This window comes from Nocardia jiangsuensis, assembly GCF_042650385.1.
GTDB classification, from domain to species: Bacteria; Actinomycetota; Actinomycetes; order Mycobacteriales; family Mycobacteriaceae; genus Nocardia; species Nocardia jiangsuensis.
On sequence record NZ_JBHSAX010000017.1, the window covers coordinates 304,562 to 330,770 of the forward strand.

At 69.1% G+C, this 26,209-nt stretch carries 27 protein-coding genes and 1 pseudogene; 9 read left to right on the top strand and 19 right to left on the bottom strand.

Features of this window, described 5'->3' with window-relative positions; translation table 11 throughout:
• Nucleotides 1-32 precede the first annotated feature (32 nt).
• Complete coding sequence (locus ACFO0B_RS20910) at nt 33-770, bottom strand: energy-coupling factor transporter transmembrane component T family protein (protein ID WP_378614208.1); 738 nt, start codon at nt 768-770, stop codon at nt 33-35.
• Entirely contained in the window at nt 767-2,764 is a 1,998-nt protein-coding gene (locus tag ACFO0B_RS20915) for an ABC transporter ATP-binding protein (protein WP_378614573.1), read from the bottom strand. The genes ACFO0B_RS20910 and ACFO0B_RS20915 overlap by 4 nt, the downstream gene beginning before the upstream one ends.
• 149 nt (nt 2,765-2,913) lie before the next feature.
• Here ACFO0B_RS20915 and ACFO0B_RS20920 point away from each other — a divergent pair, with 149 nt between their 5' ends.
• Together ACFO0B_RS20920 and ACFO0B_RS20925 are read left to right on the top strand one after the other, a co-directional pair.
• Nucleotides 2,914-3,837 carry a cation diffusion facilitator family transporter gene (locus ACFO0B_RS20920; protein WP_378614209.1) on the top strand — a complete coding sequence of 308 codons (924 nt, stop codon included), beginning with the start codon at nt 2,914-2,916 and terminating at the stop codon, nt 3,835-3,837.
• A gap of 57 nt (nt 3,838-3,894) precedes the next feature.
• Nucleotides 3,895-4,974, top strand: a complete 1,080-nt coding sequence (locus ACFO0B_RS20925) for an AraC family transcriptional regulator (protein ID WP_378614210.1) — start codon at nt 3,895-3,897, stop codon at nt 4,972-4,974.
• 36 nt (nt 4,975-5,010) lie between these two features.
• Here the strand turns inward: ACFO0B_RS20925 and ACFO0B_RS20930 are convergent, their stop codons facing one another.
• From ACFO0B_RS20930 to ACFO0B_RS20960, 7 genes are all read right to left on the bottom strand, one after another.
• A complete protein-coding gene (locus ACFO0B_RS20930) occupies nt 5,011-5,739 on the bottom strand; it encodes a phosphodiesterase (RefSeq protein ID WP_378614211.1) in 729 nt (242 codons plus the stop codon).
• Nucleotides 5,740-5,824: 85 nt separating this feature from the next.
• Entirely contained in the window at nt 5,825-6,610 is a 786-nt protein-coding gene (locus ACFO0B_RS20935; protein WP_378614212.1) for a metallophosphoesterase, read from the bottom strand.
• 157 nt (nt 6,611-6,767) lie between these two features.
• Entirely contained in the window at nt 6,768-7,520 is a 753-nt protein-coding gene (locus ACFO0B_RS20940) for an RluA family pseudouridine synthase (protein ID WP_378614213.1), read from the bottom strand.
• 16 nt (nt 7,521-7,536) lie between these two features.
• The gene (locus ACFO0B_RS20945; RefSeq protein WP_378614214.1) at nt 7,537-8,517 is read right to left on the bottom strand and encodes an adenylate/guanylate cyclase domain-containing protein; all 981 of its coding nucleotides are present in this window, start codon (nt 8,515-8,517) and stop codon (nt 7,537-7,539) included.
• Nucleotides 8,518-8,568: 51 nt separating this feature from the next.
• Nucleotides 8,569-9,204 carry a hypothetical protein gene (locus ACFO0B_RS20950; RefSeq protein WP_378614215.1) on the bottom strand — a complete coding sequence of 212 codons (636 nt, stop codon included), beginning with the start codon at nt 9,202-9,204 and terminating at the stop codon, nt 8,569-8,571.
• 56 nt (nt 9,205-9,260) lie between these two features.
• Entirely contained in the window at nt 9,261-9,578 is a 318-nt protein-coding gene (locus ACFO0B_RS20955; RefSeq protein WP_233015920.1) for a hypothetical protein, read from the bottom strand.
• A 114-nt stretch (nt 9,579-9,692) separates the two neighbouring features.
• Entirely contained in the window at nt 9,693-10,079 is a 387-nt protein-coding gene (locus ACFO0B_RS20960) for a DUF5994 family protein (RefSeq protein ID WP_378614216.1), read from the bottom strand.
• Nucleotides 10,080-10,295: 216 nt separating this feature from the next.
• On the opposite strand from ACFO0B_RS20960, the gene ACFO0B_RS20965 reads away from it, so the two are divergent.
• The 3 genes from ACFO0B_RS20965 to ACFO0B_RS20975 are packed head-to-tail and all read left to right on the top strand — an operon-like array spanning nt 10,296 to nt 11,684.
• On the top strand, nt 10,296-10,865 hold the full coding sequence (locus tag ACFO0B_RS20965) for a DUF5994 family protein (RefSeq protein ID WP_378614217.1): 570 nt from the start codon (nt 10,296-10,298) through the stop codon (nt 10,863-10,865).
• Entirely contained in the window at nt 10,850-11,347 is a 498-nt protein-coding gene (locus ACFO0B_RS20970; RefSeq protein ID WP_378614218.1) for a DUF5994 family protein, read from the top strand. Before ACFO0B_RS20965 ends, ACFO0B_RS20970 begins: the two co-directional genes overlap by 16 nt.
• A 25-nt stretch (nt 11,348-11,372) precedes the next feature.
• Nucleotides 11,373-11,684 carry a hypothetical protein gene (locus ACFO0B_RS20975; RefSeq protein ID WP_378614220.1) on the top strand — a complete coding sequence of 104 codons (312 nt, stop codon included), beginning with the start codon at nt 11,373-11,375 and terminating at the stop codon, nt 11,682-11,684.
• 172 nt (nt 11,685-11,856) lie between these two features.
• On the opposite strand, the gene ACFO0B_RS20980 is transcribed toward ACFO0B_RS20975, so the two are convergent.
• From ACFO0B_RS20980 to ACFO0B_RS21005, 6 genes and pseudogenes are all read right to left on the bottom strand, one after another.
• Nucleotides 11,857-12,324: an RDD family protein gene (locus tag ACFO0B_RS20980; RefSeq protein ID WP_378614221.1), complete on the bottom strand. Its 468-nt coding sequence runs from the start codon at nt 12,322-12,324 to the stop codon at nt 11,857-11,859.
• Nucleotides 12,325-12,349: 25 nt separating this feature from the next.
• The gene (locus ACFO0B_RS20985; protein ID WP_378614222.1) at nt 12,350-12,925 is read right to left on the bottom strand and encodes a TerD family protein; all 576 of its coding nucleotides are present in this window, start codon (nt 12,923-12,925) and stop codon (nt 12,350-12,352) included.
• A 209-nt stretch (nt 12,926-13,134) separates the two neighbouring features.
• On the bottom strand, nt 13,135-14,154 hold the full coding sequence (locus tag ACFO0B_RS20990; RefSeq protein WP_378614223.1) for a hemolysin family protein: 1,020 nt from the start codon (nt 14,152-14,154) through the stop codon (nt 13,135-13,137).
• On the bottom strand, nt 14,151-15,512 hold the full coding sequence (locus tag ACFO0B_RS20995) for a hemolysin family protein (RefSeq protein ID WP_378614225.1): 1,362 nt from the start codon (nt 15,510-15,512) through the stop codon (nt 14,151-14,153). The genes ACFO0B_RS20990 and ACFO0B_RS20995 overlap by 4 nt, the downstream gene beginning before the upstream one ends.
• A gap of 66 nt (nt 15,513-15,578) precedes the next feature.
• The gene (locus ACFO0B_RS21000) at nt 15,579-16,262 is read right to left on the bottom strand and encodes a TerD family protein (protein WP_378614226.1); all 684 of its coding nucleotides are present in this window, start codon (nt 16,260-16,262) and stop codon (nt 15,579-15,581) included.
• Between the two features lie 33 nt (nt 16,263-16,295).
• Nucleotides 16,296-16,464: pseudogene (locus tag ACFO0B_RS21005) on the bottom strand (TerD family protein); the annotation flags it as partial.
• A gap of 374 nt (nt 16,465-16,838) precedes the next feature.
• On the opposite strand from ACFO0B_RS21005, the gene ACFO0B_RS21010 reads away from it, so the two are divergent.
• A complete protein-coding gene (locus ACFO0B_RS21010; RefSeq protein ID WP_378614227.1) occupies nt 16,839-17,237 on the top strand; it encodes a MerR family transcriptional regulator in 399 nt (132 codons plus the stop codon).
• A gap of 1,116 nt (nt 17,238-18,353) precedes the next feature.
• On the opposite strand, the gene ACFO0B_RS21015 is transcribed toward ACFO0B_RS21010, so the two are convergent.
• The 4 genes from ACFO0B_RS21015 to ACFO0B_RS21030 all read right to left on the bottom strand — a co-directional run bounded on the left by ACFO0B_RS21015 (nt 18,354) and on the right by ACFO0B_RS21030 (nt 23,794).
• Nucleotides 18,354-18,731 carry a hypothetical protein gene (locus ACFO0B_RS21015; RefSeq protein WP_378614228.1) on the bottom strand — a complete coding sequence of 126 codons (378 nt, stop codon included), beginning with the start codon at nt 18,729-18,731 and terminating at the stop codon, nt 18,354-18,356.
• 4 nt (nt 18,732-18,735) lie between these two features.
• Nucleotides 18,736-21,000 (bottom strand): DUF3990 domain-containing protein, encoded by a 2,265-nt coding sequence (locus ACFO0B_RS21020; RefSeq protein ID WP_378614229.1) that lies wholly within the window; start codon nt 20,998-21,000, stop codon nt 18,736-18,738.
• A gap of 1,134 nt (nt 21,001-22,134) precedes the next feature.
• Nucleotides 22,135-22,461, bottom strand: a complete 327-nt coding sequence (locus tag ACFO0B_RS21025; RefSeq protein WP_378614230.1) for an integrase core domain-containing protein — start codon at nt 22,459-22,461, stop codon at nt 22,135-22,137.
• Entirely contained in the window at nt 22,445-23,794 is a 1,350-nt protein-coding gene (locus ACFO0B_RS21030) for an IS30 family transposase (RefSeq protein ID WP_449289802.1), read from the bottom strand. The genes ACFO0B_RS21025 and ACFO0B_RS21030 overlap by 17 nt, the downstream gene beginning before the upstream one ends.
• 485 nt (nt 23,795-24,279) lie before the next feature.
• Between ACFO0B_RS21030 and ACFO0B_RS21035 the strand changes: the two genes are divergently transcribed.
• From ACFO0B_RS21035 to ACFO0B_RS21045, 3 genes are all read left to right on the top strand, one after another.
• Nucleotides 24,280-24,681 (top strand): hypothetical protein, encoded by a 402-nt coding sequence (locus ACFO0B_RS21035; RefSeq protein ID WP_378614231.1) that lies wholly within the window; start codon nt 24,280-24,282, stop codon nt 24,679-24,681.
• 251 nt (nt 24,682-24,932) lie between these two features.
• Nucleotides 24,933-25,580, top strand: coding sequence for a hypothetical protein (locus ACFO0B_RS21040; RefSeq protein ID WP_378614232.1), 648 nt, complete (start codon nt 24,933-24,935; stop codon nt 25,578-25,580).
• A complete protein-coding gene (locus ACFO0B_RS21045) occupies nt 25,558-26,202 on the top strand; it encodes a hypothetical protein (RefSeq protein WP_378614233.1) in 645 nt (214 codons plus the stop codon). Before ACFO0B_RS21040 ends, ACFO0B_RS21045 begins: the two co-directional genes overlap by 23 nt.
• Nucleotides 26,203-26,209 lie beyond the last annotated feature (7 nt).

A 26,209-nucleotide genomic window follows, 5' to 3' on the forward strand; every position in this document is an offset into this window, starting at 1 on the left:
CCCGGGCCGCGCGAGACCGGCGATGTCCCGCTTCACAGCGCGAGCGTCAGCCCCACCGAGCCCGCGCAGACCGCGACGACGATCGCGATGGCGATGGCGTCCGCCCGGCCGGGGGCGCTGGGGTGCGCGGTCAGCATGCCGGTCCCGCCGCGTGCGGTGATCGCCTCGCCGAGTTCGGCGGCGCGGCGGGTGGCGACCGCCATGGCGGCGGTGAGGATGTCGACCAGCGGGTTGTCGTCGGCGCGCGGGACCACCCCGGTGCGCGGCCGGAGTTTGCGGGCGGCGCGCAGCACCCTGATCTCCTCCAGCAGCAGCGGCAGGCTGCGCAGGGTGAGCGCGACCACGACGGCCCACTCGTCCACCGGCAGCCGCAGGCGGCGCAGCGGCTTGCCGAGCCGGGCCAGCGCGGGCGCGATCTCGCCCATCGGGGTGGTCCAGGCGATCAGGAACGACGCCGCGAGCAGAATCATGCCGAAGGCGAAGATCTGCAGGAAGCCGAGCACCGCGCGGGTGCCGATCGGCAGGTTGAGCAGAGCGCCGGCCAGCACCAGGCCCCAGAACCACCACGGCAGCCGGGGCAGTGTTGTCAGCGGCAGCCGGGCGACCACCCCGATCAGCACCAGGAACGCCGCGAGCGCGCCGAGCACCGGCCAGGACGGCAGCACCATGAGCAGCAGGCTGATCAGGAACGCGGCGACCATCTTGGTCCCGGCCCAGAGCCGGTGCACCGGGCTGTCGCCGGGCACCCGGCGGAACAACACCAGGCTCATCGCTGCCCTCCGTCCAGGCCGAGCGCGGTGCCCGGCCGGAACCGCGGCGCGGGCTCCGGCACCGGGTCGTGCGCGGTCTCCGGGATGCGCCCCTGCTCGAGGTGCACGGTGCGGTCGCAGACGGCGGCCATGTCGTCCACGTCGTGCGAGATGACGATGAGCGTGTGCCCGGCGTCGCGCAGCCGGGCGAGCAGCTCGACGATGTCGGCGCGGCCCTGCGGGTCCAGCCCGGCGAGCGGCTCGTCCAGCACCACAACCTGCGGCCCGCTCGCCACGATCGCGGCGAGCACCACCCGCTTGGCCTGGCCGCCGCTGAGCTCTTCGATCGAGCGCGCGGCCATCGCCCGGTCCAGCCCGACGGCGTCCAGCGCCTGCCCGACCGCGCCGGAACCGGTGGCCCGGCCGCCCCAGTCCGCGATCTCCTCGCCGACCCGCTGCCGCTGCAGCTGCAGCCGGGAGTGCTGGAAGGCCAGCGCCACCCGCCCGATCTGCTTGCTCACCGGTTTGCCCGCGAGGTCGCAGCGGCCCGCGCTCGGCTCGACCAGCCCGGCCATGATCCAGGCCAGCGTCGACTTGCCCGACCCGTTGCCGCCGACGACGAGCAGCGCCTCACCGCGGCGCACGGTCAGGTCGATGCCGTGCAGCGCGGGCGCCTCCCACGGGGTGCCGCGGTTGTAGGTGTGCCGCACGTCGCGCAGCTCGAGCACCGGCCGGCCCATGGGCGCGCTGCGCCGGTCGTCGGCGGGCCGGCGCCAGCTCGGCAGGTGCTCGACGGTGCGGCCGTCGGCCAGGTGCACCACCCGGTCGGCGGCCGCGGCGTCGGCCTCGTGGTGGGTCACCAGCACCACGGCCATCGGGTGCCGCTTCGGCAGCCCGCCGAGCAGCGCGACGAGTTCGCGCCTGCCCTGCGGGTCGATCATCGAGGTGGCCTCGTCGGCGATGAGCAGCGCGGGCCGCCTGGCCAGCGCCGCGGCCACCGCGAGCCGCTGCTGCTGGCCGCCGGAGAGCGCGGCGGTCTCCCGCTCGCCGAACCCGGCCAGCCCGACCTCGGTGAGCAGCGCGTCCACGTCGACCTCGGCGGCGCGCTCGGCGGAGAGCCCCCAGACCACGTCGTCGGCGACGAGCACGCCGAGCGTCTGGCTCTCCGGCCGCTGCAGCACCAGCGCGGTGCCGCCGAGGTGCCCGAGCCCGGCCGAGCCGGGCCGGGAGACCGCGCCCGCCGTCGGCGGCCTGCCCGCGAGCAGCCTGGTCAGCGTGGACTTGCCGGAGCCGTTGTGCCCGACGACGGCGACGAACTCGCCCTCCGCCACGGTGAGGTCGATGCCGTGCAGCGCGTCGGCGGTGGCGCCGGGGTAGCGGTAGGCGACGCCGTGCAGCGTGACCGGCAGCGGCGCGATCGGGCGGTCGTCCGGCGGGGCGTCCAGGCGATCCCGGCTCGGCAGCCAGGCCAGCCGTTCCAGCACCTCGCCGAGCACGTACCAGGAGAGCGCGGCGGCGGCCAGCATGCCCGCGAGCACGCTGACGCCGATGAACAGCCACCACCAGCGCAGCACCAGGTCGGCGCCGTCGGCGATCCACCGGCCGACCGCCTCGGACCAGGGCTGCCGCGCGGTGAGGTTCGCCAGCCCGCGGCTGGTGTTGCGGATGGTGTCGAAGAAGAGCTCGCGCAGCGGCGCGAAGAGAAAGAGCATGCCGACCGAGAACGCCGCCCAGACCACCCCGGTGAGCGTGGCGAGGCCGAGCACGGTGAACAGCCCGCCGCCGCGGCGCTTGACGATGCCGATGATGCCGCCGAGCGTCGCCGTCGCGGCCAGCCCGACGGCGGGCGCGACGCCTGCCGCGACGAAGGTCACCAGCGCGGCGGCCACCGAGGCGGTGGCGAGCGCGCGCAGCCGGTAGCGGTGCGCGATCATGCCGAGCGGCACCGCGGCCACCATCTGCAGCGCGGCCGCGAACGGCACCACCGCGCCGACGGTGATCAACCCGACCGTCATGCCGCCGAGTACCGCCCCCGTTGCCAGCTCGATGGGGCGCAGCGGGCCGTGCGCCGCGGCGGTGGCGCTCGGGGACAGTTCGTTCACGGGACAAGTCTGCCAGCCACGTAGGTCTTGCATCCATGCGCATGTACGCATATTTTTGACCGGTGGGACACGATCACGCACACGGACCAGGGCTCGCACACGCGGAGAGCGCCTCCGCGAAGTACGTCGTGCGGCTCGCGCTCGCACTCGGCATCGGGCTGGTGGTCATGCTGGCCGAGGGCGCCGTCGCGATCGCCACCGGCTCGCTGGCGCTGCTCTCCGATGCCGCGCACGTCTTCACCGACGTGCTCGGCATCGGCATGGCGCTGACCGCGATCCTCTTCGCCAAGCGGAGCAGGCCGACCCTCAGCCGCACCTTCGGCTACTACCGGGCCGAGGTCTTCGCCTCGCTGACGAACGCGCTGCTGCTCTTCTGCGTCGCGGGTTACGTGCTCTACGAGGCGATCTCGCGGATCGGCGAGCCGCCGGACGTGCCCGCGGTGCCGGTGCTCGTGGTCGGCTCGATCGGCTTGGTCGCCAATGTCGCCGCCTTCCTGCTGCTGCGCTCGGGCGCGGAGGAGAGCCTCGCGGTGCGCGGCGCCTACCTGGAGGTGCTGGCCGATCTGCTCGGCTCGGTCGGCGTGCTGATCTCCGCGATCGTCACGCTGACCACGGGGTGGCGCTACGCGGACATGATCGTCGGCGTCGCGATCGGGCTCTGGGTGCTGCCCCGCACGTACCTGCTGGCCAAGCGGTCGCTGCGGATCCTCTTCCAGCACAGCCCGGAGGAGCTGGACGTCGCCGAGGTCGCCGCGGCGCTCGCCGGGCTGGACGGCGTGGCCGACGTGCACGACCTGCACGTCTGGACGCTCACCTCCGGCATGGAGGTGGCCTCCGCGCACATCACGACCGCGGCCGGGTACTCCGGCGACGATGTGCTCCGGGCCGCGCAGCACGTGCTCGCCGAGCGGTTCCGGATCGAGCACGCGACGCTGCAGGTGGAGAGCACGGACAGCGCGAAGCGGTGCACCGAGCTGTCCTGGTGAGCACCGATCCGGCCATCCCGCGGACCGGAGCGGGGTCGCCCGGACATAATGTGCGGCGTGGGGCGGGTACTCGATCCGGGCGTCCGCGACTGGAATTTTCCGCGCGGGGTGGCGAGCGTAGCGCTGATGGCAGGCTACGCCGCGGAGCACGGCGTGCCCGCGGCCCGGATTCTGGCGGGGACGCGGCTCACCCCGGCTCTGGTCCGTGACCCGGACGCGCAGATCGACGCGCGCACCGAGCTCGCCGTGGTGCGCAATCTGGTGCGCGCCTTCGACGATCACCCCGCGCTCGGGGTGCGGGTGGGGTCGCGCTACCGGATCACCACCTTCGGCATCTTCGGCTTCGCCTGCGTCAGCAGCCCGACGCTCGGCGAGGCGATCGAGCTCGCGCTGCGCTACCTGGAGCTCTCCTTCACCTTCTGTATCCCGGTGGCGCACTGGAGCAGCGGCGAGTTCGTCGCGGTGGTCCACGACGAGGCGGTCCCCGCCGACGTGCGGCGCTTCCTGGTCGAGCGGGACGTCGCCGCCATGCACCGCATGATGAGCGACCTGATCGGCCGCCCGCTCCCGCTCACCAGGGCCGAATTCCACTATCCCGCGCCGCGGGATCCGGCGCCGCTGCGCGCCGTCACCGGAATCGACCCCACCTTCGGCCGCCCGGAGAACCTCTTCGCCGTCGACCCGCGCGTCCTGGACCAGCCGCTCCCGCTGGCCGACCCGAACACCTGGGCCATGTGCCTGAACCAGTGCCGCGACCTGGTGCACCGCCGCAGGGCGCGCACCGGGATCGCCGCCGAGGTCAGGGCGCGGTTGGTTCCCGGCGACGCCGTCGGCTTCACCGCGCCGCCCGGGATCGACGCCGTGGCGCGGGACCTGGCCATGAGCACCCGCACGCTGCGGCGCAAGCTCGACGCCGCGGGCACGAGCTACCGCGCGCTGCTCGACGAGGTGCGTCGGGCGCTCGCGGAGGAGATGCTCACCGCGACCCCGCTGTCGGTGAGCGACGTGGCGATCCGGCTCGGCTATGCCGAATCCTCCACGTTCATCCACGCTTTCAAGCGCTGGACCGGGCTGACGCCCGCCGTGTACCGACGGGTTCGGCCCGGCTCCGCCGGGCGTGTTCGCGGCCCCCGGTAGTCGCGAACGGGGCTCGTCGGACTCGCCCCTGTGCGATCACGCCCCTTCGCCGCGGCCGCGGCGGCTGCCGGTGTAGGCGATCTCGCGGATCCGGCCGATCGCCTTCGGCACCATGACCACGTTCTGCGGGGCGTTCAGCATCGGGTCGAAGTAGTCGGTGCGCTGCTCGGCGGGCTCGGCGAGGCGCAGCGCGAGGGTGGCGATGTGCTGCCTGGGCACCCCGAGGCCGGAGGCGTAGAGCCGGAAGGTGGCCAGGTTGTCGCGCAGGTGCTCGGCGAGGTCGGCGATGGAGGCCGAGCTCGGCTGGCCCGGGTCGGGCTCGGCGAAGATCCAGATCGGGTTGGACCCGCCGAACCGGTACGGCACCAGGCTGCCGTACCGGGCGCTGCCCCAGCCGCGGGTCAGCGTCACCAGCAGCCGCCCGACCAGGCTCTCGCCGGTGGTGGCGAGCGCGAAGTCCCACGGCTTGTCGTCGTGGTCGAGTACCCGGAAGGCGAGGCCGAGGATGTCCGGCCAGCCGCTCGGGGTGCCGGTGCCCTTGGAGAGCCGGGCGATCACCGCGCGCTCGCCGGAGCCGAAGAGCGCCTCGAACTCGGGCTCGGCGTGCAGCCTGCCCGCCAGGTCCAGGCCGTCCGGGTGGAAGACCCGGGCGTGCCGCAGCCGGGCGCCGATGGCGAAGGCGCCGCGCAGCGCGGCCGCCGGGATCTCCGCCACCTTGGCGACCGGGGCGGGGGAGGTGAGAGTGGGCAGCGTGAGGCTGGGCATGCTCGGCCCTTTCCATCGGTTCGGGGAGCGTCGTCGCTGATTCCTCCCCCGATTGCCCCGCGCCCGGAGCGGTAAACGGCGCGGATCAGTCCGGCTGCACGCTGACCCGGCCGCCCGCCGGGACCGTCCGGAAGTGCGTGACCAGGCGATATGACCCGTCTTGCGCGCGATCGACGACGTGCAGCGCATAGCCGGGGTCGGGGGCGTAGTCCATCACGTGGTTCGGGGCGTCCAGTTCCCACTCCCCGCGCAGCACCGAGGCCGTGCTCGGGCCGATCACCAGCGGCTTGCCCGCGAACTGCGCCGCGATCGGGGAGTGCGCGTGGCCGGTGAGCACCCCCGCGATCCGGGCGCTGCCCGCCACGACGGCGGCCAGCGGCGCCGGGTCCGCGAGCGGCGTCGAGTCGACGATGGGGCTGTGCACCCGGACCGGCGGGTGGTGCAGCGCCAGCAGGACCGGGCCGTCGCCGTCGGCGAGGGTGGCGCGCAGCCAGGCGTAGGTGTCGGCGCTCAGCCGGCCGCCCGGCTGGCCGGGGACGCTGGAGTCGAGCAGGACGATGGTCAGCTCACCGACCCGGTGCACCTGGTTCAGCTCGTCGTCGGAGGGACGGGTGCCGAGCAGGTCGGCGCGGAGCGCGGCGCGGTCGTCGTGGTTGCCAGGGGCGAGGAAGAGCGGGAGATCGGTGCGCAGCGCCTGTGCGGCCTGGGCGTACTGCTCCGGCTTGCCCGCGTCGGTGATGTCACCGGTGTGCACGACGGCCGCGGGCGGCTGCCTGAGCTCGGCCAGGTGGGCGAGGACCCGCGCCGCCCGTTCGGCATTGCGGGCGCCGAGATCGAAGTGGGTGTCGCTGACCTGGGCCACCAGGATCATCGGCGTATCGCCTTCCGCGGAAGACCGCATCGTTGCGTCGGGAGCCGCCCGGAGACCGGGCTCTTCCAGGCTAGAACAGGGGGTGATCCGGGACCACGGTGAGGTGGGACACGGTGGGTGAGGAAGTGGTCGGGGTCACGTGTCACCGGTTACCCGGTCATGCGGTCTGCGTTGCCTCGGCAGCGCGAAGTACCTGGTCCGAGTGCGCGCCGGGGAGACTTGCCCAGAAGTCGGCGCCCGGGTCGGCGGTGAGGTCGAGGGGGGCGGGCTCGTGGTCGAGGTGCAGTTTCCACGAGTGCAGGGCGGTGCGCGGCTCCGTTCCGCCGCGGTCGAAGAGCGGGTCGCCGACCAGGGCGTGGCCGATCCAGGCCAGGTGCACGCGGATCTGGTGCCGCCTGCCGGTGATCGGGCGGATCGCGAGCACGGCCCGCTCGCCCGCCCGGTGCACGGTGCGGAACTGCGTCGTCGACGGGTAGTTCCTGCCGGGCAGTAGATCGCCGTCCGCCACGGACCAGCGGTCGTCGATGCGCCGGATCGCCTCGCGCGGCGCCGCGATCCGCACCCGGTTCTTCCGGCCGACGCCGAGCGGCAGTTCGATGACCCCGTGGTCGGGCAGATCGGCACCGGTGACCACCGCGAGATACGACTTGACCGCCGTGCGCGCCGCGAACTGCTTGGTGAGCGGCCCGTGCGCGGCCAGCTCCCTGGCCAGCAGGACGAGCCCGGAGGTCACCTTGTCGATGCGGTGCACCGGGTAGAGCGTCTCGCCCGCTGCCTGGGCCAGCTCGACCAGGTCGGTGTCGTGCCGCTCCCCGGTCACCGAGATCCCGGCGGGCTTGTTCAACGCCAGCACCGCGTCGTCCTCGAAGAGCAGGCACGCGCGCCGCAGGGTCGCCCAGTCGGTATCCATCCGGACGAGCTTAGGATCAGCGCCGTTCGCGGGTGCGCAGCACGTGCGGGCGCAGCCGGTTGAAGCCGCGCACCCGCACGCTGCGCAGGTGCCGGATCGAGAACTGCGGCTCGTCGGCCAGCGCGCTCGCCGTCGCGTCGTCGATCAGCACCGTGCCCGGCCGCGCCACGCCGGTGAGCCGCGCCGCGATGTTCACGACCGAGCCGTAGAGATCGCCGAAGCGCTGCAGCGCGGGCCCGTAGGCGACCGCGACCCGCAGCTCCGGCGTGCCGCCGACCATCATGGTCGACTCCTGGACGGCCAGCGCGATCTTCGCCGCCTGCAGCGGCGTCTCCGCCGCGAACATGACCTCGTCGCCCACGTTCTTGATCACCCAGCCGCCGTTCTGCGTGATCGCGGCCGTCGTCGTCGATTCGAACGCCTCCAGCAGCATGCCGAGCTCGTCCGGGTGCAGGTGCCTGGTGAGCCGCGTGTAGCCGACCATGTCGGCGAAGCCGACCGCCAGCGTCCGGGTGCTGTCCTCGCTCCCGTTCCCGTCCAGCGACCGGGTGATCGCCGCCGCGAGATGCCGCCGCCACGCGTACCTCTGCAACTCCTCGAACTGCGCCACCGCCGATTCCGTTGCCGCACGGATACTTCCGGCCGACCCGTCCGAACGCTCCAGGATCTCCGACGCCACCAGCTCGGCCTGCCACTCGGCGAGCCGCGCCATGCTCTGCCCGAGCGTGCGCGCCGCCGCCGCGGCCGCCCGCGAATCGGTCTCCTCGAACACCGCGAGGCCGCGGAACCCGCGCACCGCGGCGACATCGGCATCGGTGTACTCCACCGCGTCGTCCGCCCCCGCCGGGAAGCCGAGCGCGCTCCACAGCCGCCGCGTCGTCTCCGGCTCGACCCCGGCCAGCTCCGCGACCCTCGTGCGGTCGTACCGCCGCTCGCCGTCGAGCAGGTACGTCTCGATGATCGCCCGGGCCTGCTCGGAATTCTCGGTGGAGACCATGGGGGTAACCCTACGGTGCCGGGCGGTCGGTCCGGGAGGGCTCGTGAGAGGTCACTGTCCGGCCCACCAGTGCTCGAGTTCCTCGTCCTGCCAGATATCGGGCGAGGGCCGGTAGCCGTCCGGGAGCGGGAACTCGGTGGCCTTCGTCCGGACGGCGATCTCCCTGATCGCGGCGGTGTCCGGGTCGTCGCGCGGGTCGAGCGGGGTGAAGATGTCGTACCCGAGCACGTGCCAGACCGCGATCAGCTCGATGTCCTTCTGGTTCTCCGCCGCGAGCGCCACATCGCGCACCACCCGCGCCAGCCCCAGTCGCTCGACCGGCCGCGCATCCGGCACCATCCGCCGCCAGAGTTCGGTGCCCGCATCGCAGTACAGGTACGGCGGGTCCAGGTAACCCTGCTCCAGCCAGTCGGAGTCGCTGTCGCTGTCCGACAGCGCCGTGAACTCCTCGATTGCGTCCAGCGCTTCGCCGAGCTGTGCGCGATCCGGGTGCTCGCTCACCGAAAATCGGTGCGTGTGCCCGTGTTCCAGCAGGATCTCCATCAACCGGAAGTGCGTGAACTTGCAGTCGTACCCCGACTGGAAGTCGTAGAGCGCGACGAAATGATCCCGCCACCCCCGCTCCCCGGTGGCATGGAGCGCGCGAACGGACCCCTCGACCAGGTCTTCGATCAGATGCATCGACACGCCCGAATTGTGCCGGAGCCCGCCACCCCCGGTCGCGGCGGCGGGCTCGCCGCGGGTTACGCCTGGATGACCTCGACCCGCGTCAGCGCGTTGAACGAGTCGCACGCCGCCCACGACTGGTTCTGCCCGTACTGGATCGGCCCGTACTTCCAATAGGTGAACGGCACCGGCCAGGCCACACAGGTCAGCTTCACCTGATGCCAGGTCGGCAGCTCACACATGGCCATTCCGCCGGTGTTGAAGATGTTGTAGACGCGGCAGTTCGCCTGCCACACCGGCACATCCGCCTGGGCAACGCCGCTCCCGGCGAGCACGGCGGCGCCGGTAGCGGTGGCGACGACGGCACTCGCGGCGAGCCGCTTCACAGAAAGCATGGTCGAACCTCCTGAGTTGATGTTGTCTGGAAGATCGCTGGCAGTTCCCAAATGTTACTCAGACAGGTGCTGAACGCTGTGCATTACAGATTGCCGATCATGCGCTGACGGCGATCAGAGGGCGGGAGCGACGCCCATCGCGGCGTGGTCGGTGACCGGCCGGGGCTGCGGGCCGGCGCCGGTCGGCTCGGGCGCGGCGACCGGAACGGCCTGGATCACGACGACCGAGCCGTTCGTCCCGCACACGTACACGGTCCCGAACATCTCGAACGGGTACGGGTCGAGCCGGATGACGCGCTCGTCCAGCACCAGATCGCGTTCGGCCGGCGACCACAGCGCGGGGTCGTAGACGACGCGCCAGATCGGCCCAGCCCGCAATTGCAGCGCGGTGATCAGATCGGGGAGCTCGGTTGCGAGATCGGTTGATTCGGGCCACCAGGTCGCGTCGAGGTAGCTGCTCGGATCGGGGTGGAGCTGCAGGTGTGGGGCACGTGGCGTCATCGGACGCTCCTGTACCGGCCGGAGGGCCGGCGGGTGAATCCGGGGGCGGCGCGACCTCTGCTGGTAGCGCGCGAATTGCCAGGCCGAATACCCTCGAGCCTACACGCGAGTAGGCTTGTGCCGGTCGGGAGAATTCGACCGGGAGCACCGCTGTTCCCGTCGTCACTCGGCCGACGAAGCAGGGATCCCTTCTCGCGGGTCCCGGTCAGGAGCGTCATGACGACGCCACAGCTCGAATCCATCTCCGCACGGCACGCCACCCGGCTCGCGCTCCACCCCGCTCCGAGACCCGCGGTGCGCTCGGCGCCGGTGCGCCCACCCCGCCCCGGGCTGGTCGACGGCGCCTGGTGGCCGCGCACGCTCGACCTCGTCGCCGAGCTGCGCGCCCTCGCGCCCTGCCTCGTCGAACGCCTCGGCGCGGTGGAGCGGGTCACCTACGACCTGGCTGCCTGGCAGCCCGCACCGAAGCGGATGCTGCTCGACGGGCGGTCGGTGCGCCTGGACGGGTACGGGTACGGACCGGCCAGGGGCACCCTCGGAGTGCTCGGCGTCGACCGCCGCCGCGTTCTGCTGCTGGTCATCCCCGTCGATGCCGCCCCGGCGATCGCAGGCTCCCTGCTGAGCACGGCCGGTGCGCCGCCCGGGCGCGAGTACACCGGAGCCGAACTCACCGCCGCCGGCCTCGCGGGTGGTCTCGCGCGGGAACAGGCCGCGACAGCGACCGCCCGCTGGGACGGCGAGGGCGGCCGCGGCGCGGCCGGAGCGCGGGCATGGACCGGGGGGTGAGGATGACGCCGCCGCCGCACGGTGGTGCGACCGAGCACGGGCTCGGCCGCGCGCGGGCCGACGCGGACGGCAGGCAACCCTTCGCGGCCCCGACCCGCACCCCGCGATTACGGCTCCGCGACCGGGACGACCCGTCCGAGCGCGTCGACGGCGCCTGGTGGCCGCGGACCGGAAACCTCACCAGCGAGCTGCACGACCTGATCGCCGTGCTCACGCCGCGGCTCGGCCCGACTCTGCGCGTCGCCTTCGACTGGAACGCGCTGAGCCTCTCCCAGCGGAGTATCGACGCGCCGGACGGGATCGAGGTCGACGGCCCGCTTCCGGACCAACCGGCCGGAGTCATGTACGTATTCGGCTCCGACGAGCAGCGGCTGCGGCTGCTGGTGATCGATCCCGCGACCGAGGCCGAGCGCGCCACCGCGCGGCTGAACAGCGCCTCCGGCGCATCGCCATCCGCAAGACCGGCCGCGCAGCGCGGCTGAGCGAACCCGACCCGAGGAGTTCCCCATGCGAGATCCCGGCACCTCCGAGCGCGACAACGACAACTTCGCCCCCGATCGGTCCCGAACAACGAGAAGCCATGCGGGAGAGGGAATTCAGGACGGATTCAACATCCCGGGCATCATCCTGTGGGCGCTCGGAATCGTTGCGCTCGGCGGGAGCCTGACCGCCGCGGCCTACGGATTCAACGGGTGGGCGATCATCGCCGCGATCCTGTGCGCGATCGGGATACTCGGCGGCTCGGCGTGGCTGCTGCTCGAGCATCGCCGGATCAAGGCGCGCGAGGGGCTCGCCCTCGCCGATCCGATGGGCCACTGACCCCGGCTGCTCGATCCCCACCGTCACCGATCACCGGTCGTACAGCGGGCAGTGGCTCACCGGCGGAGCCGAACCATTCCAGCCCATCGCACTCGTCGGGCTCCCTGTGAGCAGCAGGTGCTCGACCAGAACGCGAGCGCGGCTCCCGGACGGATGCCGTGGACCCCCCTGGTCAGTCCGTGACCACCCGAGTGCCACCGGCGAAGCTGTCGTGCCAGCCCTGTTTCGTCGAACTCGCACTCACCGTGACGGCGATCGCGATGGCCGAGCCGAACCACAGGAGCCCGCCGATCCACGGGATCAGGTTCAACAGCATGTACGCGTTGCGCTTGGCCGACTCCACGACGCTGGGCTTCGCGGCTCCGGCGGCGCCGTAGACGTGCAACCCCAGGATCTTCTTGCCCGGGGTCGAGCCGGTGGCGACTTCGAATCCCACGAAGTAGAGGAACCCGAATCCCGCGCCGGGCAGGATCGAGGCCCATCCCGGCAGTCCGGTCGTCCTGCCCAGCAGCCAGAACAGGATGCCGCCCACGATCGCGGCAATGATCCAGTCGATGAACCTGGCAGCGGCGCGGCGCCCGATTCCGGCCGGCGCCGCTGTTGCCGGCCCGAGGTTCTGCTCGTGCCCACCTGCGCTCATCGCTTCCTCCTCATGTCCTCGGCGGTCAGAGGGTCACACCGAAGTCGCTGGCGATACCGGTGAGCCCGGTCGCGTAGCCCTGGCCGACGGCGCGGAACTTCCACTCGGCGCCGTTGCGGTAGAGCTCACCGAAGACCATGGCGGTCTCGGTGGAGGCGTCCTCGGACAGGTCGTAGCGAGCCAGCTCCTCGCCGTTGTCGCGGTTCAGCACGCGGATGTAGGCGTTGCGGACCTGGCCGAAGGACTGCTGGCGGGTCTCGGCGTCGTAGACCGAGACCGGGAAGACGATGCTGTCGATGGTCGGCGGGGTACTCACCAGGTCGACGTTGATGACCTCGTCGTCGCCCTCGCCCGCACCGGTGCGGTTGTCGCCGGCGTGCTCGATGGCGCCCTCGGGCGACTTCAGGTTGTTGAAGAAGACGAAGTGCCCGTTGGAGACCACCTTCTTGTCCGCGCCGAGCGCGATGGCGCTGGCATCGAGGTCGAAGTCGGTGCCGGTGGTGCTGCGCAGATCCCAGCCGAGACCGACGGACACCTTGGCCAGGCCGGGCGCCGCTTTGCTCAGCGAGACGTTGCCACCCTTGGACAGACTGACACCCATAACGATCTCTCCTATCGATCACTGTGACGGCCGAGGTTCGGCACGCCGTGCACCCGCAGAGTCCGAGGATCACGGCTCGATCCAAAGTTGTTCCGAGACAGTTCATGTCGCCCTCTGCGAGCGCATCAGAACACTAGCACGTACCACTGTACGGTTCACGCGTTCGACGCTGTCGGCTCATCGCCGGCCTCGGCCGAGCCGAGCCGGGATCACCGGACGTCGGCGGCGCTGGGAAGCAGGCGCTGCAACACGTCGGTGATGGTGACCAGCCCGACCAGGTGCCCGGTACCGGGCTGGGTGACCACAGCCAGGTGGTTGTGGGCTTCGCGCATCGTCCGCAGGGCTTCATAGACCGGCACGGCGGTGGACATGGTCAGCACGGGCCGCATCAGATCCTCGGCCCTGGTGCCCGGCGCAGCGGTGAGGCTGTCGCGCACGTGGACCATGCCGTGAATCGCGTTCCCCTCTCGGATCAGCAGCCGCAGGTGGCCGGTTGCCCGGGAGGTCTGCTGGATCGTGCCAGGATCGGCGTCGGGGGTGACGGCGCTGGGTGCGGGGTTGGGCCGGACGATATCGGCGATGGTGAGGCTTTCCAGTTCCAGCGCGCTGGTGAGATTGCCGTGGTAGCGCTCGTCGAGGGTTCCGACGGTGGCGGAGTGCTCCACGAGGTGCCGCAGGGCGTCCGGGTCTTGCCCGGCTTCGACCTCGTCGACCGCGGTGACCCCGACCTTGCGCAGGCACCGGTTCGCCATCTGGTTCAACGCGGTCAGCAGGGGCCGGGTCAGCCACATGAACCCCCGCATCGGGATCGCCAGCATGGTCGCCGACTTCTCCGGATGCGCGATCGCCCACGACTTCGGCGCCATCTCCCCCACCACCAGGTGCAGGAACGTCACGATGATCAGCGCCAGCCCGAATCCCGCGACATCGGCGAACCACAGTGGAGCACCGAGGTTTTCGAACCAGGGAGTCAACCAGTGGTGCACGGCGGGTTTGGTGATCGCACCCAGGGCGAGGGTGCACACGGTGATGCCGAGCTGGGAGCCGGCCAACAGCACCGACAGCTCCGAGGCGCTGCGCAGCGCCGCGCGTGCGGCACGGCTCTCCGGAGCGGCGTCCTCGAGCCGGTGCCGGCGAGCGGCGATGAGCGCGAACTCCACGGCGACGAAGAACGCGCTGGACGCGATCAACAGAATGGTGATCGCGGTGACGGTCAAGGGATTACTCATCGGCGCTCGCCTCCGGCTCCAACGCGAACGGTCACGAACACCGACGACGGCACATGGTGGCCGAGCGCCCGGACCCGCGCGACCAGGGTGCGGGTGCCGGGGGGCTGCCCGTCGGCGTACTCGGCGCCGTTGCGCGGCAACGGGATCGCCACCTCGTCGCCGACATCGGGCAGGCCACCGAATTCCGCGATGACGAGACCGGCGAGGGTTTCGTGGTCCCCTTCCGGCAGGGTGAGCTCCAGCCGGCGTTCGACCTCGTCGAGGTGCACGTCGCCGGCGATCAGCCAGCCCTCGCCCTCGGCGAGGATCTCGATCCCGGTACCGGGGTCGTGCTCGTCGGCGATCTCGCCGACGAGCTCCTCGGCGATGTCTTCGACGGTGACGATTCCGGCGAACCCGCCGTATTCGTCGACCACCAGTGCCATCTCCTCCTCGGCCGCGCCCAATCGGGCGACGACCTCGGGCAGCGCCAGCGACTCGGGCACCAGCACCGCGGGCCGCATCCGCTCGCCTGCGGTGCCGGTGGGTGGGCCATCGAGCAGGTCGTGCAGATGGACGACCCCCCGGAGGTCGTCACTGGACTCGCCCACGACGGGGTAGCGGGTGTGGCCGGAGCCCATGCGTCCCAGCACCTCGGAGACCGGATCGTCGATATGGACGGTGCCGACCCGCGAGCGGGGAATCATGGCGTGCTCGGCGGTAGCGGAGGGGAAATCCAGGATGCGGTCCAGCAGCGTCGACAATTCGCGCGGCAGCTCCCCGGCGTCGCGGGAGGCGGCGACGATGTGTTCGAGGTCGCGGGGGGTGGCCGAGTGTTCGACATCGTGCACCGGTTCGATCCGCAACGCTCGCAGCAGCAGGTTGGAGGACTGGTCGAACAGCCAGATCAGCCAGCCGAACAACTTCAGATACAGCGTGGTGGACATCGCCAGCCACCGCGCCACCGGTTCCGGCCGGGCAATAGCGAGATTCTTGGGGAACAGTTCACCGAAGAGCATCTGCACGATGGTCGAGAACACGATCGCCAGCACCGTGCCGACAGCGACGCCGACCGCGGTCGGAATACCGACGCCGCCGAGCAGCGCGCCCAGCGAGCGGCCGATCAACGGTTCGGCGACGTATCCCACCAGCAGCCCGGTGACGGTGATACCGAGCTGTGCGCCCGAGAGCATGAACGAGGTGCGCCGCGTGACGGCCAGGGCGCGACCGGCAGCTGTATCGCCTGCTTCCGCGCGAGCCTTCAGCCGTGACCGGTCGACGGCCATATACGCGAATTCCTGCGCGACGAAGTAGCCGGTCAAGGCGGTGATCAGCAGGACAACGACGATGCCGAGCAGCAAGCTCGCGACGGTCAGCACACGCTCACCTCGGCACCGGCTCGCGAAGGAAGGTCCTCAGGGGGCGGGCAGCAGCACAAGATACGGTCATTTGCTGCCGGCTCCCCACCTCAAACCCCACCCGTATGCGCGGTCGAGGTCGGCTTGGTTGCCGGTGACGTATTCGACTTCGCGCTGCACCGTCATGCTCTGGCCGGTATTGGCCAGCAACGCGATCGCGCAGATCCGCGCACCGCTGACCGCCGAATCCAAGTGGACCTCGATCTGGGGACCCGAAGTCGGATACATCGTCACGACCCCGTCCACGGCAGCCCAATTCGCTGCGCCTTCGTAGATCATCGCGAAGATCAGGATCCGCCGAAACGCCTCGGAGCGCTCGAGGTTGATGTGCAGATTCTCGCCACCGGTCGCTGCTCCGGTGCGGTCGTCGGCGTCCAATGCGATGAAGGGCGGCTCGTTCAATCGTCCGAAGCTGTTGCCCAGGGCCTGAATCACGCCTTTGGATCCGTCGGCGAGCTCGTAGAGGCACCCCAGATCCAGATCGATCCCCCCACCCGTGCCCGCCAGTTTCGCCAGGAAGCCGGTTTTGCGCGGTGCTCCGCTCGTCCAGTTCAGGTTCACCCGCATCGCGCCCTGGTGATCGCCCGACTTGGTGAGGGTGACCGCCCGCTCGGTCTTGGTGAGTGTCAGCTTCTGCAGGCTCACACCCGAGGTGCTGCCGGTATCCCGGGATTGCGGAGCGGACGGCTTCTTGTTGTAGTCGATACCCATCGTGGTACTCCTTCGTCGCTGTCCTGGACTTCGGATATTGACGCCGTAGCCGCGGGTGATACCGGCCGGACCCGCCGCATACCCCTGGCCGACGGCCCGGAACTTCCGCTCCGCGCTGCGGTATTGCTCACCGAAGACCATCGCGGTCTCGGCGGAGGCGTCCTCGGCCGGGGTCGAAGCGCGCCGGCTCCGCGCCGTTGGCTCAACCGCGCCTGAACCGAGCGAGACGGGAGAAATCGGCACGGCAATCGGACATACCGGACGGTAGCACGTTTCACTGTATGGTTTCCGCGCGGTGCCGGACCGCCTGTCACAGTGTGCGTACCGCCGGTTCGCGGAACGAAACCGTCGGTGTGGGGAAGCCGTGGCCGCCGCATTTGGTTCGATGGAGCGTGGCTGCGTCCTCGCGTCGTGGAGATCGCCACGGCCGCCGAAAGCCCCGTGTCCGACGTCGTCCTGAGCAGGCAGTGCGGTCGCTGGCTACGAACGGGTGAGCAGGGACCGCGCGACAGCGCGCATTGGTGACGGTAGCACGTGCCGCTGTATGGTATGGCTCTGCCGCGGAAGGGGGCCATGATGACCGAAACACTGCTCAAGATCGGGGAACTGGCCGCCCGCGCCGAGGTCAGCGCACGCACGGTCGACTACTACACCACCATGGGGTTGCTCGCCCCGGCGCAGCGCAGCGCCGGTAACTATCGGCTCTACAACCCCGCCGATGTCGAGCGAATCCACCTCATCCAGCGCCTGGAAGCCCAGGGCATCCCGCTGGGCGAAATCGCCACCGCGCTCACCGCCGGCCCCCACGACATGAACGAACTTCTCGCACGCCTCGATGACGACCTGAAGAACCTCGCATCCGTCACCGAGACCGCGCCCGCCGAAGTCCACGGACTCCTCAATATCATCGCCACCCGCGTGCACTCGCTGATCGCGGTCGCCATGCAGATCCCCCCGGACCTGCCGATCCTCTGAGTGCGGTCGCAGCGCCTGTGCATGCCGAGCGGTAGCTGGGCCCCGGGGACCGGCTTCGGTTTCGGACCCGCGCCGGTCGGCGTGGTGGTTGTCGAGCCGCTACCTCGGCCTCGACGTCCTCGCCCGCACACGCGGCCGCTGCGGGCGCACCGCCGGCAGTCTCACGGGGCGCGTCGGTGCTGGCATTGCAGCGGATGCTCGGCCACGACAAGCCGAGTACCACCCTCGACTTCTGTGCGGACCTTTCGATGACGTATCGGCACGGCTCGATTCGGCGCGATCGGGTTTCGCTACTACGTACCCACTGCGTACCGAGCGGGGTGCGGTGGGGAGCGGCTCAGATCAACAGAAGGTCTGACCTGCGGTGATGTGTGTGCCCTCGGCAGGATACACAGAACATGGGTAACTGAGAAGCGCCTGGTCATCGCGGGTTCGTATTCGATCTGACTCGGGTGGTTCGGGCTGTGCGGACCGATTCTCGGTCCCTGCTTCGATGTGCTCAGGGTGGGGCACGTCGAACGGAGCTGCTGCGAATATCGGGCGAGTGGCTGGAAATAGAAGCCGACTACCTGCTGTCGGCGGGCAATTCAGCGGACCTCGGTGTGTGATCGGTGACGACAACGAAAGCACGCATCGCACCTAGATTCAACTCCATTCCAGGCCACTCCCATACTCGAGGGATGTTATATGCGCGAGCCTCTCGTTCGGTGCAGATGTGGACGAACAGATCCTGGTAGTGCTGGCCCTAGGTTTCCGCGGCGAAGCGCACGGACTCGATGATGGCCGCCGAGTCAGGCAAACCGGCGCAGCCGTAGGAGTTAAGAGCTTCGAACTGCGAATCAACGCGGGGTTGCCATCGAAGCCGGGGGTCACGGTCAGGAAACTGCGGGGTCGGTTTCGAGCCGGTGCCAGGCTCCGGGGCGTTGGCGAGCGAGGCGGGCGGCGTACGGTCCTGGTCTCGGTCATTGCTCTCAACGCAGCATCCGCCACCCCTCGACGCTCCCCTTCCTCTCCCAATCCTTCGGTGCAGATGACCCCTACCGCTTCAGCCCGGCAGGATCAGCACCGAGATCTCTTCGCTACTCATGCAGGGCGTGGGCGGTCGACATCGACGAGTCACGCGTCCCGATTCTTTCGAATGAGGTCGGCCAGCTGCCGCCGACGCCGCCTTCTCCAGTAGGAAACCCACCACCACCGGCCGGTGAGCCAGTGCTCGAAAACGCTGGGGGCCGGCAAGGGCTCACTGTCGGCATCGGGCTTCCACCTGGCATCGTGGCCGAAGACGATATCTCGTGCCCAGTATTCCGCAGACCTGTGAAAGACTATGTGGTCTTGGGGCAGATCCATGCCAACGAATTTAAGGTTCACTCGGGTGACAGCCTCTCTTTCTGAAATTCCGAGGTCACCGGTCATGTATTCAATGACTTCCGAGAAAAATCGGATGCCTTCCTCGTCGGTATCGAATGAGAAATAATCCATCATGTCGCCTTTCATAGCGCTACCACCCCTTCACGATTCTGCGGCTCAGTAGATCGACCGCATGCTGTGAATGCCAGCTTGTCTGTTGCTCCGTGCCCACCGGAGCCTCCCCTCTTCGAAAACTCCGGAGATTGCTGAGAACGGGCCCTTCGACAACATCGAAGTCGTGCATACGAGCGTCGGCAGGTGATCTCATGTAGGAGACGAAGGCACTCCAATCACTCGTGTCCGCGAAGGTCCTGCGGGTCAAGTTCTCGAACTCGCTGGAACGCACTTCGAACTTCACGATTTCCGGCGCCTCTCTCGACCTGTTGGCAGCGACCTGCGCCCACTTCGCGGCCGTCTCTAGGTCTCTCGAAGTATAGAATCCAGGACCGAAATCAGTAGCCCCGGTACCACCATCGATGATTCTGATTCCCTCGCGCCTGATGCTATCTGCGCCGGCCTGTGTGGTTCCGTGATAGAAGGTGTGTACTTCGTCGCCGGGCGCAACGGATGAACGTCGCTCGCCAGCCGAAGCGCTTCCCGAGAAAAAGCGTCGGAAGCTGAACCGACGGGAGGCGGGTACCGCGTCGCCTTCTGCCGAATGTGGTGCGGCACTCGACCGAACCCTCTCAGAACGAAGGGGCCGCTCACGCAGAACGACCGCGAAGCGGTGGTCGGCAGTGGAATCACCCACAGTGCGACCCGCGGCCACCAGTTGCCGCTCGGAGGTCCCACTTGTGATCCCGACAGTTCGTCCGGATCTGGCGAGGGTGTAGGTACCGTCGCTCAGTTGGCGAGGGTCGAATGCGGTGGCGCCTTCGATCGCCCTGCTCGGTGCCTGCGCCTGCGCCAGCAGCGGTAGATCGGCCGATGTAACCGCGCGCGTGCCACTACGCATGACGTCGAAGGTGATGATTCCGCTGTTGGGTATCACCGTTGACGTGGCAGAGGTGAAGGGGGTGCCACCAGCAGGCAGGCGTGTCGCCCCCGCGCGCGATAGCTCGGCGGTGGTCAGGCGTTGAGGACTGGATGCGATCGTCTCCGTCCCGAGTGCTGCAATGGTTCCCGGCCGGTGGGTGGCGGCAGCGGCGGCCTCCGCGGCCGCTCGCCTGGCTGCGGTCGCGCCGACGCGGGCAGGTGCACCGACCTCGGGAAACAGAAATGTTGTCGCCGCGAGCAGCGCTTCAGCAGTGCCGGGCGCCTTGTCCATGTATTCCTGCGCACCGTGCATGCGGGTCTGTCCGGAGGCGCTGAACGGATCGGCGGTGATTCCCCAGAAGGCTCCGCCGTAGGTGTGCTGAAACCAGCTGCCCACGGTGCCCGCGGAGTCGACGACGATATCGACGGGAAGAGCCGCCGCGTTGCTTACTGCGCTGTTCGCTCGTGCCTGCTGTTGGGCGGCAGCTGCTCGCGCGGCGGGGTCGAGGGGGTTGGCCGCAGCGTGCAATCCGGTGCTGAAGTCGAAGATTTGGGCGAAGTCCGAGCCCCAGGAGCGAAGGCTGCTTCCGACACCGACCACCCCGTCGACAGCCTTCTCCACGATGTCGCGGCGATCGCGAGGCCCGCGGTATTCCTTGATGGTCAGGTCCGGAGCGAAGGTGATCTCGGTGCCGTCGCGCAGCCGGCGGGTGATCGACACCAGACGGCCGAGGTCGTCGTAGACGCGCTCGTCGGTGTAGGCCTCGTTGTCGCTGTTGCCGAGGAAGGAGTCGAAGACTACGCCGCGATGGTCGCGGTAGTAGATGTGTGTACCTTCGCCGGTCGTTTCGGTCCGGCCTTCGACCGGACGGCCGAGCAGGTCCTTGCCGACGTCCCAGCGATCACCCAGGTCATCGATGCGCCAGCCTTCGCCGTTGCTGTCGAGCTGCCCGATGAAGCTGCTGGTGATGCCACCCTTGCCATCCGGGACGGCCCTGGAGATGGTGACGTTGTCGTACTGGTCGACATGGTGGTTGTCATAGAGCCCGTACCGGTTCGGGTAGGCGATGTCGACGGCGATGATATTTCCGGCGGCATCGAGGGTGGGCGTCTGAATTCCCTGGTAGTCCGCGGTAGTCAGGTACGACCGGTCCGGTCGCCAAGTGGTCGGGGTACCAGCGTCGTAGTCGTTGCCGGCCATGCCCGAATCCGCGGACGGCTTGTAGCCGTAGAACGCGGTTCCATCGGCATTGAGGTTCCAGCGCTGCCATCCGCCGTTCTCCCCCGCGGCCACGCGTGAATGGGTGAAGCCGCCCTTTCCGTCGGGAATGGCCTGATCCACCGAGCGATTTCCGTTGCCGAACGGGATTCTGTTGTGCACCGTCCGTCCGTCGGGCAGGACGGTGTCCCACTCGTCGCCTTCTTTCCTGCCTGCGGTGTCCGGTAGACCGAAGGGGTCTGGCTCTCGCGTCGGCGGTGCCTGCTGCACCGCCGACGGTGCGGGCGCCGATGGCGGGGTAGGCGGCGAGACCGGTGCCGGGGTGGGCGGAGCACTCACCGGCGGTGGTGGCTGCGGCGCACTTCCCTGCCCGGGCGATGATTGTGGACCGCCGTGTTCGTCGAGCATCGGGCGGTGTGGAACCGAGCCTGGACTGCCCGGAATCGAGCCGGGCCCCTCGGGTTTCATATCCGCCACGGCAATCGATTGCAGCGCCGGTGCGCCTGTGGCGCCCGCGATCACTCGCTGCCCGGCTGCGAGCAGATCCCGTTGTGACAGACACCTTTCCAAGCGGCGAGCTGCACTGGCTACGGTCATCCCGTGAAAATCGTGCACCCGCTCCCCGGGCTCGGGCCCAGCATCACCGCCCGACGATCCCGCGAGCCCGTTATCGAACATCGTCGACAACGCCGCAGCACGCTCTGCGACCCAATCCGGCCGGTAAGGCGCCCGGAGAACAGAATTCGACATCATCAGATTCCTCACTTACAGCCGTCGCGACCGGTCCGGTGCACGACTGAACGGCGGAGATTGCTGCCCCAGAGAAAGCAGCACTACGCGGGCAGAAAGCCTCGAGTGCTGGAAGGTCGGGAATCGGCTGGATCCAGATAGCAAAGAAGCCTCGGACCCGAGATCTGGGTCGAGGCTTCGGCATGGTTATAGCAGCACCAATAGTGTCACCTAACGTGGACCCGCTGTCAACATCTGATACTCACGGGTGCACGGAGAAGAGTCGGAGTCCGACCACAACGATCTCCTGAGGGTCGTAGCAGACATCCGGATGCCGATCCCGCAGGCGCGGTTCAAAGGCAATAGGCCGAGGGGTGCAGTGGTGGTGGCCGGTCCCCGATAACGCGACCACCCGGGAGTAGAGCCCGGGTAGTTGTCGGTTGTCAGTCGATCCCGCAGGCCACCGGGTGGTGGGTGTGGGTGCAGACCGCAGCGTACTCGGCCGGTGTCCGGTAGCCCAGCGCCGAGTGTCGGTGAACCGTCACGGGTTGGGGACCGGCTTCGTTTTCAGACCCGCGCCGGTCGGCGTGGTGGTTGTTGAGCGTAGTAGGCGGTCTCGTACTCGGCCGGGGTCAGGTAGTCCAGGCGTGAGTGCAGGCGGGCGTTGTTGTACCAGTCGCACCACTCCATGAGCGCGAACTCGACCTCGGTGAGAGTCTCGAGCGGGCCGTGCCGGTTGATCACCTCGGTCTTGAACAGGCCGATGATCGACTCCGCCAGAGCGTTGTCATATGCGTCACCGACCGACCCGACCGACGCCGACAGCCCGTGCAGGGCAAGCGATTCGGTGAATCTCAGCGAGACGTACTGGGTGGGTTCAACCGGTCGTTGCAACACCGGGTTGTGGGAGTGAGCGTAGCTGTTCGTCGAACACCTCGGCGGGAGTCTTCCACCCGAGACTCTTGCGGGGCCGGTTGTTGAGCGCGAGAGCGACTGCTTCGAGGTCTTGCGCGGACCATCGTGAGAGGTCTGTGCCCTTCGGAAAGTATTGCCGGAGAGGCCCGTTAGTGTTCTCGTTCGTCGGCCGCTGCCAGGGCGAGTGAGGGTCGGCGAAGAACACCTTCGTGCCCGTGGCGAGCGCGAAGTGGGCGTGCGCGGAGAGTTCTTTGCCGCGATCCCAGGTCAGTGTCTTGCGGAGCTGTTCGGGAAGCTTCGCCATTGCTGCGATGAGTGCGGCGTTCATGGCGATCGCGCCGTAGCCGCCCAGTGCGGGACCGTTCTTCACGTAAGCCATCGCACCCCATCCCTGCAGCCGGGGCAGGTGCACCAGCAGAGTCGAGCGACTCTTGCGTTCGACGATCGTGCCGATCGCGGACCGGCCCGTGCCGATGATCAAGTCCCACTCCCAATGCCCGGGAACGGCACGGTCCGCGGCCTCGGCTGGACGCTCGCAGAACACCACGTCGGCGGTGACGTGTCCTTGTGGTCTGTTCTGTGTTCGAGCCCGCGGTGCCCGCAGCGCACGACCGGTTCGCAGGCATGTGACGAGTTCGCGTGCGAGCCCGCCACGTCCCTGGATGAACAGCGACTGGTAGATCGCCTCGTGGCTGATGCGCATGGACTCATCATCGGGGAAGTCGATCCTCATGCGATGCGAGATCTGCTCCGGGCTCCACGCCATCGCCCACCGCCGGTCCTGCCGATGCGGTTTGTTCAGCCCTTTCCACTCCGGCGGCTGCGGCCCGGCGACGATGCTGCCGTCCGGCCGGCGGATGTTGCCGGCGAGGCGTTGCTGGACGTATTCACGCAGCCTGTCGTTGGTCGCGAGCCTCGCTGTCTTGGGGCGCTTGGCCGCCTGCTGAGCCTTCCACTGGGCCACCAGCGCCCGGTATTGCGGCTTCCCACCGCGCGTGGTTGCGTTACGGCGCAGTTCACGCGAAATCGTGCCCGGGTCGCGACCGATCCGGCGCGCGATCTCACGCACGCCGACCTGCCCGGCGACCAGCAGCGCGATTTCCTCACGCTCCTCGAAGGACAGGTAGCGACCCGACGGCTCGACCAGTGAGATCGGCGGCATGCCGCCGCCATGGCGAAACCAACGAGCCCCGACCGGAACAGACACACCCACCGTCAACGCCGCCTCGGCCGAGTTGATGCCCGTCGCGATCACACGCCAGAACTGCCGCTGCACAGCCCGCGAGGGCTCAGGCCGCCCGGGCGAACGCATCGCCGGCCGCAACGCCCGATCTGCACGCCACTGCCGTCCAGCCCCCTCGGGAACCCCGCTCGTCTTCGCAGCCCAGTCCCTCGTCGCCACTGCCCAACACCTCCACAGTCGAGGTGTTGCGACGACCAGTTGAATCCGCCTCGACCAGTACGCCAACCTGCTGCAACACCGAAAACTGCTGGTCGTCGGTTGATCCCGGTTCCGTGACGGACTGGTCGGGCCGACGGTGGGTGTTGTCAGGCTTCGGCAGCGGCGCGATAGGCGTCGGCGACTTCAGTTGGGATGCGGCCCCGTGTCGGTAGATTCGTGGGCGGCACCGCAGCGCATCTGCCGCTGCTCGGCCCGACCGCCGTCGCCTGACGAGAAGCTGTGGGGTGCCTCTGCGATATCAGCCGGTCGAGCCGGCAGCAGCAATGCCGGGCGCGAAGGGCCCGCCTTTGTGACCGGCACCCCACAGGAGTCGCTCGGTGTAGTAGCGTGCGGACGTGGGCGAGAATTCTCCCGAATCCGACGATCGTTCCCGCGTTCGTGCGGTGCTGGAGCAAATCTCATCATCGGAGACCCGGGGTACCGCCTTCACAGTGGCAGCAGATATCGAGCGATTCCTTGCTGCGGACTGGCCCGAGCGCGCCGAGTTGCTCCGCACCGACGGTGAGCTACTCGACCCCGTGGTCGTGCGGATATTGCGCGACCGGAATCTCGCCGCAGCCCTGTTCGTCGAGCGTGCGGTCGTGGCCGGCGTGCGGACGGCCGTGTTGGAGAGCGGGATTCTGATCGAGCTGGAGGCGGCGGTCGCGTCGCGCTCGCCGCAACGGCTGCGGGATGTCCCCGTGCGCTTCGCCGAGGAGGCGCGCGCAGGCACGGGGAGTGGGCTTTGCCGCTCCTGACGCGGGCGCTGAGTGCGTCGGCAAAGTTGCCCGCCGATCCGGAACTACGCGCGGCGTTGCTGTTCATCGAGGCAACGAGGGCGGGCGTGGACGAGGAGCGGGCCCGCGTGGTGTCTGGAGTGGTAGCGCATCGACCTGACCACGATCGCGGAGCAACTCGACCGGTTCGAGGGGGACTTCGGGCCGATGGCAGCGGCAGCCGAGGCGGCCGAGCACTGTGCCGCCCTTTCGGCCGCGCAACGGAGACCCCGGTGAACGACCTCACCGGGCTGTTCGGGGTGGCGCGTGATCGGGGTGTTGGAGCCGCGGCCGAAGACTATCGCCTGCTCGTGCGTGCACGGGAATACACAGACTCCGTGCTGTTGGAGCCGGACACCTACGACGACATCGCCGAACTGCTGGCTGACGTCCTCGTCGGCTTCGATGACGAGGACGTGGCATGGCTGTTGCGGCCCGCGCTGGCGCTGGGCCGGCGCGCGCTGCCCGAGGTGCCCGATACGCACTCGTGCCGCGCTGAGCTCGCCTCGCTGGTAAGTGCGGCGATCGCGGATTCGGTGCAGCGCGGGGATCTTCCAGCCGATCACCTCGACGAGGCGCTAGAGCTGGCGGGAATCGGTACGGTTGTGCGGTGCCGACGACGAATTCCGCGCGCGTTACGAGTCGAATCTCGGGTACCCGATCGGGCTGGCCGTGGAGACTGGTGTGCTGGCCGCCGGAGCCTGGCTGGAGCGGTGCAGTGGCTGGAACTCGCGCTGGCCCGGACAGCGCCCAGTGATGCGGCCCGGCCGTGGCGGCTCGCCAGGCTCAGCAGTCATATCGGTGAAGCGGTTCGGATCCCGTCCTGGCAGCATGCGCAATTGACGGTACCTTCTATGTATGTACGACGAGCCAAGGAATAGATTCGTTACGCTTCCCTTCACCGTCGTGCGCAAGGGATATGCCCAGGACGAGGTCCGCAAATACTTCGAGCGCTTCGATGCAGAACTCCGAGTCACAGCAACCGACCGCGACGCTGCGGCAGCGCAGGCCCGAAACCTCGCCGGTCAGCTCGAAAATGTGCGAGCCGAGAACGACGAGCTTCGGCGCCAGGTTGAGCGACTCGCAGTATCGCCCACCACCGCAGAAGACGCGAGTGACCGAATCTCTCGCGTGCTGCGCGTAGCTGCGGACGAAGCGTCCGAGATCCGCGCGCTGGCGCAGGCCGAGGCGGACCGCCTCGACAAGGAGGCCAAGGCCAAGCGTAAGGCCGCCCAGCAGGACTTCGAGGTCACCATGAGCGATCGGCGCATCAAGCTGATTCGTGCCATGGAGGAGCTCGAGGCCATGAGCCGCGCCGAGGCCGCCCAGCGGATTAAGGACGCGACCGCCGAGGCCGACCGTCTGATCAGCTCCGCCACCCAGATCTCCGAGCGCAAGACCGCACACGCTTCGGAACTGGCCGGGGAGGTTTCCTCGATGGATGCGATCAGCGTCGGCAGTCAGGGTTCTCGTACGCTGCTCCCGGCTTCCGAAAATTTGTAGCTGACAA

Bases quoted from the DNA above. Each gene is read 5' to 3' on its own strand.
- ACFO0B_RS20910 (WP_378614208.1), bottom strand. From the start codon at position 770: ATGAGCCTGGTGTTGTTCCGCCGGGTGCCCGGCGACAGCCCGGTGCAC.
- ACFO0B_RS20915 (WP_378614573.1), bottom strand. From the start codon at position 2,764: ATGACGGTCGGGTTGATCACCGTCGGCGCGGTGGTGCCGTTCGCGGCC.
- ACFO0B_RS20930 (WP_378614211.1), bottom strand. From the start codon at position 5,739: ATGCCCAGCCTCACGCTGCCCACTCTCACCTCCCCCGCCCCGGTCGCC.
- ACFO0B_RS20935 (WP_378614212.1), bottom strand. From the start codon at position 6,610: ATGATCCTGGTGGCCCAGGTCAGCGACACCCACTTCGATCTCGGCGCC.
- ACFO0B_RS20940 (WP_378614213.1), bottom strand. From the start codon at position 7,520: ATGGATACCGACTGGGCGACCCTGCGGCGCGCGTGCCTGCTCTTCGAG.
- ACFO0B_RS20945 (WP_378614214.1), bottom strand. From the start codon at position 8,517: ATGGTCTCCACCGAGAATTCCGAGCAGGCCCGGGCGATCATCGAGACG.
- ACFO0B_RS20955 (WP_233015920.1), bottom strand. From the start codon at position 9,578: ATGCTTTCTGTGAAGCGGCTCGCCGCGAGTGCCGTCGTCGCCACCGCT.
- ACFO0B_RS20960 (WP_378614216.1), bottom strand. From the start codon at position 10,079: ATGACGCCACGTGCCCCACACCTGCAGCTCCACCCCGATCCGAGCAGC.
- ACFO0B_RS20965 (WP_378614217.1), top strand. From the start codon at position 10,296: ATGACGACGCCACAGCTCGAATCCATCTCCGCACGGCACGCCACCCGG.
- ACFO0B_RS20970 (WP_378614218.1), top strand. From the start codon at position 10,850: ATGGACCGGGGGGTGAGGATGACGCCGCCGCCGCACGGTGGTGCGACC.
- ACFO0B_RS20975 (WP_378614220.1), top strand. From the start codon at position 11,373: ATGCGAGATCCCGGCACCTCCGAGCGCGACAACGACAACTTCGCCCCC.
- ACFO0B_RS20980 (WP_378614221.1), bottom strand. From the start codon at position 12,324: ATGAGCGCAGGTGGGCACGAGCAGAACCTCGGGCCGGCAACAGCGGCG.
- ACFO0B_RS20985 (WP_378614222.1), bottom strand. From the start codon at position 12,925: ATGGGTGTCAGTCTGTCCAAGGGTGGCAACGTCTCGCTGAGCAAAGCG.
- ACFO0B_RS20990 (WP_378614223.1), bottom strand. From the start codon at position 14,154: ATGAGTAATCCCTTGACCGTCACCGCGATCACCATTCTGTTGATCGCG.
- ACFO0B_RS21000 (WP_378614226.1), bottom strand. From the start codon at position 16,262: ATGGGTATCGACTACAACAAGAAGCCGTCCGCTCCGCAATCCCGGGAT.
- ACFO0B_RS21010 (WP_378614227.1), top strand. From the start codon at position 16,839: ATGACCGAAACACTGCTCAAGATCGGGGAACTGGCCGCCCGCGCCGAG.
- ACFO0B_RS21015 (WP_378614228.1), bottom strand. From the start codon at position 18,731: ATGAAAGGCGACATGATGGATTATTTCTCATTCGATACCGACGAGGAA.
- ACFO0B_RS21030 (WP_449289802.1), bottom strand. From the start codon at position 23,794: ATGCGTTCGCCCGGGCGGCCTGAGCCCTCGCGGGCTGTGCAGCGGCAG.
- ACFO0B_RS21045 (WP_378614233.1), top strand. From the start codon at position 25,558: ATGTACGACGAGCCAAGGAATAGATTCGTTACGCTTCCCTTCACCGTC.